Consider the following 7211-nt stretch of genomic DNA (forward strand, 5'->3'; position numbering starts at 1 on the left):
GAGAAAAAGGAGTACGGGAAACATGCAGCAGCTATTTATCGGAGATATTTCGCTTAGCGACGGGACGATCGAATCGGTCGTCCTGGTCGAAGGAGAAGCCAGAGTCGAGTTTCGGATCTGGGACGGAAGCAAAGCGTGGTTTCGGTTTGCGGGGGTGATCGGCAGCCGCGACCGCAACGCGGCCGGACAGGACGTGGAATCGATCGAGATGCAGCCAATTCCGGCGATTCGGGCAGCCGGTTCCGATCCATTCGTGACGGAGCTGCTGGAAGAACGCCGGGCCGACCGGACGGCTCCGATCGTGCGCTACGCGTTTATCGGCTCGTGGACGATGCGTCCGATTCTCGAAATCTACGCCGAGGAAGTGGATGCGCAGCGCATGTCCTTCCTGTAAGGACGAGGCAGAGAGCGGGAAAACCGGGGTTTTGACGGAAAAGTTCGGATCCGGCTGCTCCGCCTGCTGTATCTGTTTGGAAAAGAGGAATTACGGTTATTTACGCTTACTTGCATCGCGGCGAAGCTCAAGCCGAACGTCCGCGCAAACGTATTGTCCACTTTTCCCTTTCGAAGGAGATGAAGCGCATGTCGATCGACCGTTTCATTTGGATCAAGCTCAGCCGCGTCACGAACGAACAGACGAAGAAAAATTTGGCCAAACTGCTGGCTATTCGGATACGCAACGCCGAAAGCGCGGAGCGGACCGTTCGGCATCCCACTTCTTGAAAGTGCGGCCCGGTGCGCAGACAACGCAAAAGAGGTTCCTCTCGGAACCTCTTATTTGGCATTAACGCCGGCTTTTTCACATTCTTCCTGCGCATGCAGGACCGTCTCTTCGTTTGCTTCTTCAATGACCTGCGGTTCGTTGATCCATTCGTCCGACCAGCCTTGAATGCATTGAATAGTCGACTGCAGCGCCCGTCCTTTGTCCGTCAATTCATATTCGATCCGAACCGGCGTCTCCGGGTACACATGCCGCAAAACGATGCCTTCTTTTTCCAGATCCTTCAGCCGTTCCGAAAGCAAACGTCCGCTGACCGGAAAAGCCGACTGAATATTGCAGAATCGCTGCGGTCCGGACAGCAGCCGATAAATAATCAGGCCGTTCCAGCGCTGCGACAAAATCTGCATACCGCGTTCGAAGCGGGGACAAAGCGTTGAATTTTTCATCTGTTCACCTCCACACTTTCCGTAGGAAAGTTGACCTTGCAAATTCCTTTATCTTCTTGATTATATCACGAATTACGCAGCGAATGCGGATTTCGCCGATTATTTTACGTCCGATCATGAATTTTAGGAAGAACCTTTCTTTTTTGTCGGCGGCTCTTTAGAATCGGAAGAAATTTGACGAAATATAAGAGGAACCTGCTTTAGCCGGACATCGATCTCACTCACAAGAAAGAAGGGGCCCCAATGAACATACTCGACGCGCTCGTACTCAGCATCCCTTATTTGAAAAAGATCACCAAAGAAGATTTCATGATCGGCATTACCGACAGGGAGAAATTTCTGTATTACGCGCCTTCGACCGATCTGGACTTCGGATTATCCGCAGGCTCCCCGATTCCGCCGGACGACGTCAATCTCCGCAAAGCGCTGGGCGGCCAGGTGTCCAGCACCCGCATTCCGGCTTCGGCTTACGGGGTTGAACTGGAAGCCAAAGGCATTCCGGTGTTCGACGAGACCGGGAAGGTCGTCGGGGCGCTTGCCGTCGCCTATACGATGAGCACCGAAGAATTCATGCACGGATTCGGCGACCGGATGGAATCCGTCAGCCGCTCGTTGACCGATTTTGTCGCCTCGATCGCCGCGCAGTCGCAGCAGCTCGCGGCCGCCACGGCGGAAATTCGCGAAAATTCGGGCCGGGCCGTTACGGACGCGCGCCAGGTCAACAAAGTCACTTCGTTTATCCGCGAAATTTCGGAACAGACCAACATGCTCGGCCTGAACGCCGCGATCGAAGCGGCGCGGGTCGGCGAGCTGGGCGCCGGATTCCAGGTCGTGGCCAGCGAAGTGCGCAAACTGTCGGTCGATACGAAGCAGGCGACGCAGAGCATCGAGCAGGCGCTGAACAACGTGCAGAGCAGCATCATGCGCATGGAGCAGGAAATCACGTCGATCTCCGACGCTTCGAACGAACAGGCGCATCTGCTCGGCGAGTTCGGCAGCCTGACGGATCGCTTGAACGAACTGAACGCCGAATTTTCCGAGTTCACCCGCCGGATGCTGGACGACCGCAGCCGAATGAAATAAAAACGGATATACAAAAAAGACATTCCGCATCTTCGGAATGTCTTTTTTATGTACAAGGGGGGACGGCGGCTTAATACAGGGACAGAGCGAGCGTGTCGCTTTCGCGGTACGAGTGCAAAATGGCTTCCGAACCGACAATTTCGATACTGATCAGGGAACCGATACATTTTTTCAAGGCTCTTTTACCGTTACTTAACTTATTATCCAAGGCGCTCGACAGCAGTCTAAGCATTTTTTGAGCGGGCTGTGTGTTCTCGGCGTCAATGTAAACGGGAACCAGTTTTTCTTGAACTGTAATCGTCGTTTTCACTACATTCACCTCATTTATACTTTATCCTGATTTTATTATAAACTTGCTTCCTTAAAAACAAATTAAAAAACGATTAATTTTCTTCGTAAACGTTACTATTTTTTGAATTTTTTTTGAAAAAGCCAATTTCCCTCCTTATACGGCGCCGATCACGTGCATTCGCGGGTCAAATTTAATAATTGTTTACCCTGTGGAGGCTATTCATGAAAACCTTTTTACGTAAATATTTAAGTCATTTTCAAAAAAATGCTGAAAGTATGGAAAATGATTAAAGTCCCGACGCTTTGGGGTAATGTATAACCGGATTGAAACCGCCTTCTGGCTATCTTGCAAAAAGGGTCTGCCGCGCGTCATTCGCCGGGCTTACTGCTTGTTCATCAATCAAAAATAAAGGAGTGTATCCATATGTCGACGCCACGGTTTGAAAACAAAACAGTGATCGTTACGGGTGCGGGTTCGGGTATCGGCCGGGCCGCCGCTTTGAAATTTGCGCAGGAAGGCGCGAATGTGGGATTGTTCGAACTGGACCCCGAACGGGCCGAATCCGTCTGGGGAGAATTGGAAGCGATCCGTCCCGGCAGCGGGTTGATCTGCGTCGTCGACGTTTCCGATCCGGAAGCGATGGAAGAAGCTTACCGCCAGGTGAACGAACAATTCGGCGGATTGGACGCAGTGTTCGCCAATGCGGGTATCAACGGAGCCAAAGGCCCGATCGAACATATGGGACTGGCCGAATTCCAGAAGACGATCGATGTCAATCTGGGCGGCATGTTCCTGTCGGTCAAGCTGGCGATTCCTTATATGAAACAAAGAGGCGGAGGCAGTATCGTGATCACGAGCTCCGTGAACGGCAATACCCGCTTCTCCAGCATCGGCATGTCGCCGTACAGCACGTCCAAAGCGGGACAGGTCGCTTTTGCCAAAATGGCCGCGCTGGAGCTGGCCCGCTACCGGATTCGGGTCAACACGATCTGCCCGGGGGCAATTACGACCAATATCGACGAGACGACCGAAGAAAACGAATTGATGCACGAGATCGCGATTCCGCTCGCTTTCCCGCGCGGCGGCGATCATCCGCTCGCCGGTCGGCACGGGCTGCCGGACGAAGTGGCGGATCTCGCCGTATTCCTGTCTTCGTCGGAATCGCGCCATATTACCGGAACTTCGATTACGGTAGACGGCGGAGAATCTCTGCTGTTCTAGGCAGCGGCGCCGCACGCGTCATCCTCGTACGCCCAAGCGGCAAGCCCGCCGACATGCAGAAGCGCTGTCGGCGGGCTTTTTGGCGCGCGCTCTTCTTGATCGGGTATAATCGGGTATAATGGAAACGAAAGATCGAAAACGTGTCGAAGCGTGCTCTGCACGCGGCAAGTAACCTATCATTGCGAATCCAGGAGGGCATCTCTATGGGCTGGTTGTCATGGTTGGCGGAACAAAAAATCGAAGAAGCGGTTCGCCGCGGCGAATTCGACGATTTGCCGGGCAGCGGCAAACCGATCGCGCCGGACGATCTGCCCGGCGTGCCGGAAGAACTGCGGGTCCCGTACCGGATTCTCAAAAATGCGGGCATGCTGCCGGAAGAGATGCAGCTGCGCAAAGAATGTCTGGAGCTGGAAGACCTGTTGGCCGCGTGCGAATCGGACGGCGAAAAGGAGAAGCTGCAAAGCCGTCTGACATCCAAAAAGCTGAAGCTGCGCACGGTGGAAGAGCAGCGGGGCTGGAGCGGCGGCGCGTACGCCGAATATGCCGACAAGATCCGCGAGCGGCTCGAAGGGGAGTAGGGAAGCGGCGGGGAAGCGAGAAATAATCGGAAAAGCGAGTCATAACGGAAAAGCCGGAAATCGGAAAAGCGAAAGCGACGGGAACCGGAGCTGCAAAGTGAAAAGCGCCTCCGCAAGTGGCGGAGACGCTTGACGGGACGGTCAGATGTCCGGTACGTCGACGACGACCGCTTCGCGCGGAATGCGCGACAGGTCGAAATGTCCGATCAGTTCGGCGGCGGAGATCGCTTCCGGGCGGTCGATCAGCCCGCTGACGTGGGCGAGCCAGCCGACGAGCCGCTCGGGCGGCGTGCCGCGTTCGCGGAACGAAGAAATGGCGATGCCGCCGTGCCGCTTCGCCAGGCGCTTGCCGTCGGGACCGTTCAGCAGCGGGACGTGCAAAAATTCGGGCACAGGCAGCCCCAAAGCTTCGTCGAGCCAAATCTGGCGCGGCGTGGAGTCCAGCAGATCGTACCCGCGCAGCACGTCCGTGATGCGCATGTCGGCGTCGTCGACGACGACCGACAGCTGGTACGAATGCAGGCCGTCCGCGCGCCGTACGACGAAGTCGCCGCCGCTGCCGGCAGGGAAAACCTGCGGCCCGGCAATACCGTCGACGAACGTCACGTCGCGGCCTTCCGGGAGGGCGAAGCGCAGCGAAGGGTCTTTGGAGCGGGCTTTGTCCGCGCGTTCGGCCGGACTGAGATGCCGGCACGTGCCGGCGTAGGCGGGGCCTTCCGAGCCGAGACCGTGCGGCGCGCTGGCTGCGCCCAGAATGTCGGCGCGGCTGCAGTAGCACGGATACAGGGCGCCGGCGGCTTCGAGCTTGTGCAGCGCGTCTTCGTAGCGCTCCAGGCGTTCGCTCTGCGTATAAGGCGCGTAAGGGCCGCCGACATCGGGGCCTTCGTCCCAGTCCAGGCCGAGCCAGCGCAGGTCGAGCAGCGCGAGTTCGGCCCATTTGGCGCGGGCGCGCTCGGTGTCGATGTCTTCCATGCGGAGCACAAATTCGCCGCCGGCGGCGCGCATATGCAGCCAGGCGATCAGCGCGGTGCGCGCGTTGCCCAGATGCATTTTGCCGGAAGGGGTCGGTGCAAAACGTCCGCGTCTCATAAGTATTCACTCCTTGGTATCCGAATAGGGATTTTACAGGTTCCATAATAGAGGTTTTGCAGGTTCAACCGAACCCTTTTAGCATAACGTTCGCGCGGAGCGGCTGACAAGTGCGCTTCTCAGGCTCAACCCGCGGACCTTGATCAAAACATGGCGATCGAACAGGCAAACCGAATAGGGAAATCGAAGAAACGGAGTGGGGCAGTATGCAAAGCAAGCAAGGAAGGGACCGCGAAGATTCGGGGCGGTCCGAGATCGCCGATCACGGACATAGCGGCGGTGGGCAGCAAAGAGAGTTCGGCCGGCAGGAGCTGCCGGTCGACCGGGCGCTGCCCGAATTGAAGCGGAGCCTGGCGGCCAATCGCCCGGCGATTCTGATCGCCCAGCCGGGCGCCGGCAAGACGACGCGGGTGCCGCCGGCGCTGCTGAACGAGCCGTGGCTGGACGGGCGCAAGATCCTCATGCTGGAGCCGCGGCGGCTGGCGGCCGTGTCGGCGGCCGATTATATCGCCGAGTCGTTCGGCGAGACGAGCGGCGGAACGGTCGGCTACCGGATCGCGCTGGACAGCAAGACGGGCCGCAATACCCGGATCGAAGTCGTGACCGAAGGCATCCTGACCCGGATGCTGCAATCCGATCCGTCGCTCGAAGACGTGGGGCTGGTCATCTTCGACGAGTTCCACGAACGGAACTTGCAGGGCGATCTGGGGCTTGCGCTGGCGCTGCAAAGCCGCATGGTGCTGCGCGAAGATCTGCGCCTTCTCGTCATGTCGGCCACGATCGACCCGGAGCCGGTCTCCCGGGTGCTCGGCGGAGCGGACGTGATCCGCAGCGAAGGGCGCGTCTATCCGGTCGAGACGATCCACGTACCGGCTTCGCGCGAACTGCCGCTTGAGCGCCGGACGGCGCAGGCGGTGCGGCGGGCCTGGGACGAGACGGACGGAGACGTGCTCGTCTTCCTGCCCGGCGTGCGCGAGATCGCGCGCGCACGGGAAGAACTGCTGCGCGGCGGCGGATTGCCCGGCGCGGAGATTTTGCCGCTGCACGGCGGGCTGGGCCGCGAAGAGCAGCGGCGCGCCGTGCGTCCTTCCACCGGCGGGCGGCGGAAGATCGTGCTCTCGACCACGCTGGCCGAGTCCAGCATTACGGTCGAGGGAGTGACGGCCGTCGTGGACAGCGGCCTGATTCGGACGCAGGCGTTCTCGCCGCGCACCGGCATGTCGCGGCTCGTGACGCTGACCGAATCGCTGGAGTCGGCCGACCAGCGCCGGGGACGGGCCGGGCGGACGGCGCCCGGCCGCTGCTACCGGCTGTGGAGCCGGGAAGAAGAAAGCGGCATGCCGGCTGCCCGGGTGCCGGAGATGCTGCAAAGCGACCTGGCGCCGCTTGCGCTGGAACTTGCCGCCTGGGGCGTGCGCAGTCCCGGCGAGCTGGACTGGATCGACGCGCCGCCGGAAGCCGGCTACGCCGAAGCGCTGGCGCTGCTGCGCCGCCTGCATGCGCTGGGCGAAGACGGCGTTATTACCGCCGAAGGCCGCGCGATGAGCGCGCTCGGCGTGCATCCGCGCCTTGCGCGCATGATCCGCCGCGCCGTCGGCCTCGGGCTCGGCGCACTGGCCTGCGACTTGGCGGCTCTGCTGCAGGAGCAGGCCAACTCGCCCGCGCCTTCGGGCGGCGCGGTGACGGACGCCGCGTCGCTGCTGCCGCGGCTCGAAGCGCTGCAGGCGTCGCCGCGCTTCTTCGGCGGCGCGCGCACGCCGGAAGACCGCGCCGCCGAGCGC

9 protein-coding genes are annotated in these 7211 nt (G+C 59.5%); 6 read left to right on the forward strand and 3 right to left on the reverse strand.

The features are described 5' to 3' along the window. The first annotated feature begins 22 nt into the window (after positions 1-22). Both FTE24_RS02465 and FTE24_RS22910 read left to right on the forward strand, forming a co-directional pair. Complete coding sequence (locus FTE24_RS02465; RefSeq protein WP_150228496.1) at positions 23-394, forward strand: hypothetical protein; 372 nt, start codon at positions 23-25, stop codon at positions 392-394. 188 nt (positions 395-582) lie between these two features. Beyond that, positions 583-723, forward strand: coding sequence for a hypothetical protein (locus tag FTE24_RS22910; protein ID WP_202111728.1), 141 nt, complete (start codon positions 583-585; stop codon positions 721-723). Positions 724-774: 51 nt separating this feature from the next. Here FTE24_RS22910 and FTE24_RS02470 read toward each other — a convergent pair whose 3' ends face one another. After that, complete coding sequence (locus FTE24_RS02470; protein ID WP_150228498.1) at positions 775-1167, reverse strand: winged helix-turn-helix transcriptional regulator; 393 nt, start codon at positions 1165-1167, stop codon at positions 775-777. Positions 1168-1410: 243 nt separating this feature from the next. On the opposite strand from FTE24_RS02470, the gene FTE24_RS23420 reads away from it, so the two are divergent. Beyond that, complete coding sequence (locus FTE24_RS23420) at positions 1411-2250, forward strand: methyl-accepting chemotaxis protein (RefSeq protein WP_150228500.1); 840 nt, start codon at positions 1411-1413, stop codon at positions 2248-2250. A gap of 70 nt (positions 2251-2320) precedes the next feature. Here the strand turns inward: FTE24_RS23420 and FTE24_RS02480 are convergent, their stop codons facing one another. Beyond that, positions 2321-2560: a hypothetical protein gene (locus FTE24_RS02480; protein WP_018977456.1), complete on the reverse strand. Its 240-nt coding sequence runs from the start codon at positions 2558-2560 to the stop codon at positions 2321-2323. Positions 2561-2965: 405 nt separating this feature from the next. Between FTE24_RS02480 and FTE24_RS02485 the strand changes: the two genes are divergently transcribed. Beyond that, positions 2966-3763, forward strand: a complete 798-nt coding sequence (locus tag FTE24_RS02485) for an SDR family oxidoreductase (protein WP_150228503.1) — start codon at positions 2966-2968, stop codon at positions 3761-3763. Positions 3764-3966: 203 nt separating this feature from the next. Further along, positions 3967-4341 carry a DnaJ family domain-containing protein gene (locus FTE24_RS02490; protein WP_150228505.1) on the forward strand — a complete coding sequence of 125 codons (375 nt, stop codon included), beginning with the start codon at positions 3967-3969 and terminating at the stop codon, positions 4339-4341. A gap of 141 nt (positions 4342-4482) precedes the next feature. Here the strand turns inward: FTE24_RS02490 and gluQRS are convergent, their stop codons facing one another. Then, complete coding sequence (gluQRS, locus tag FTE24_RS02495) at positions 4483-5430, reverse strand: tRNA glutamyl-Q(34) synthetase GluQRS (protein ID WP_150228507.1); 948 nt, start codon at positions 5428-5430, stop codon at positions 4483-4485. A 206-nt stretch (positions 5431-5636) separates the two neighbouring features. Between gluQRS and hrpB the strand changes: the two genes are divergently transcribed. Further along, on the forward strand, positions 5637-7211 hold a 1575-nt coding region (gene hrpB, locus FTE24_RS02500), incomplete at its 3' end, for an ATP-dependent helicase HrpB (protein ID WP_160441623.1).

Origin of the sequence: Saccharibacillus sp. WB 17 (genome assembly GCF_008634075.2) — a bacterium.
GTDB classification, from domain to species: domain Bacteria; phylum Bacillota; class Bacilli; order Paenibacillales; family Paenibacillaceae; genus Saccharibacillus; species Saccharibacillus brassicae.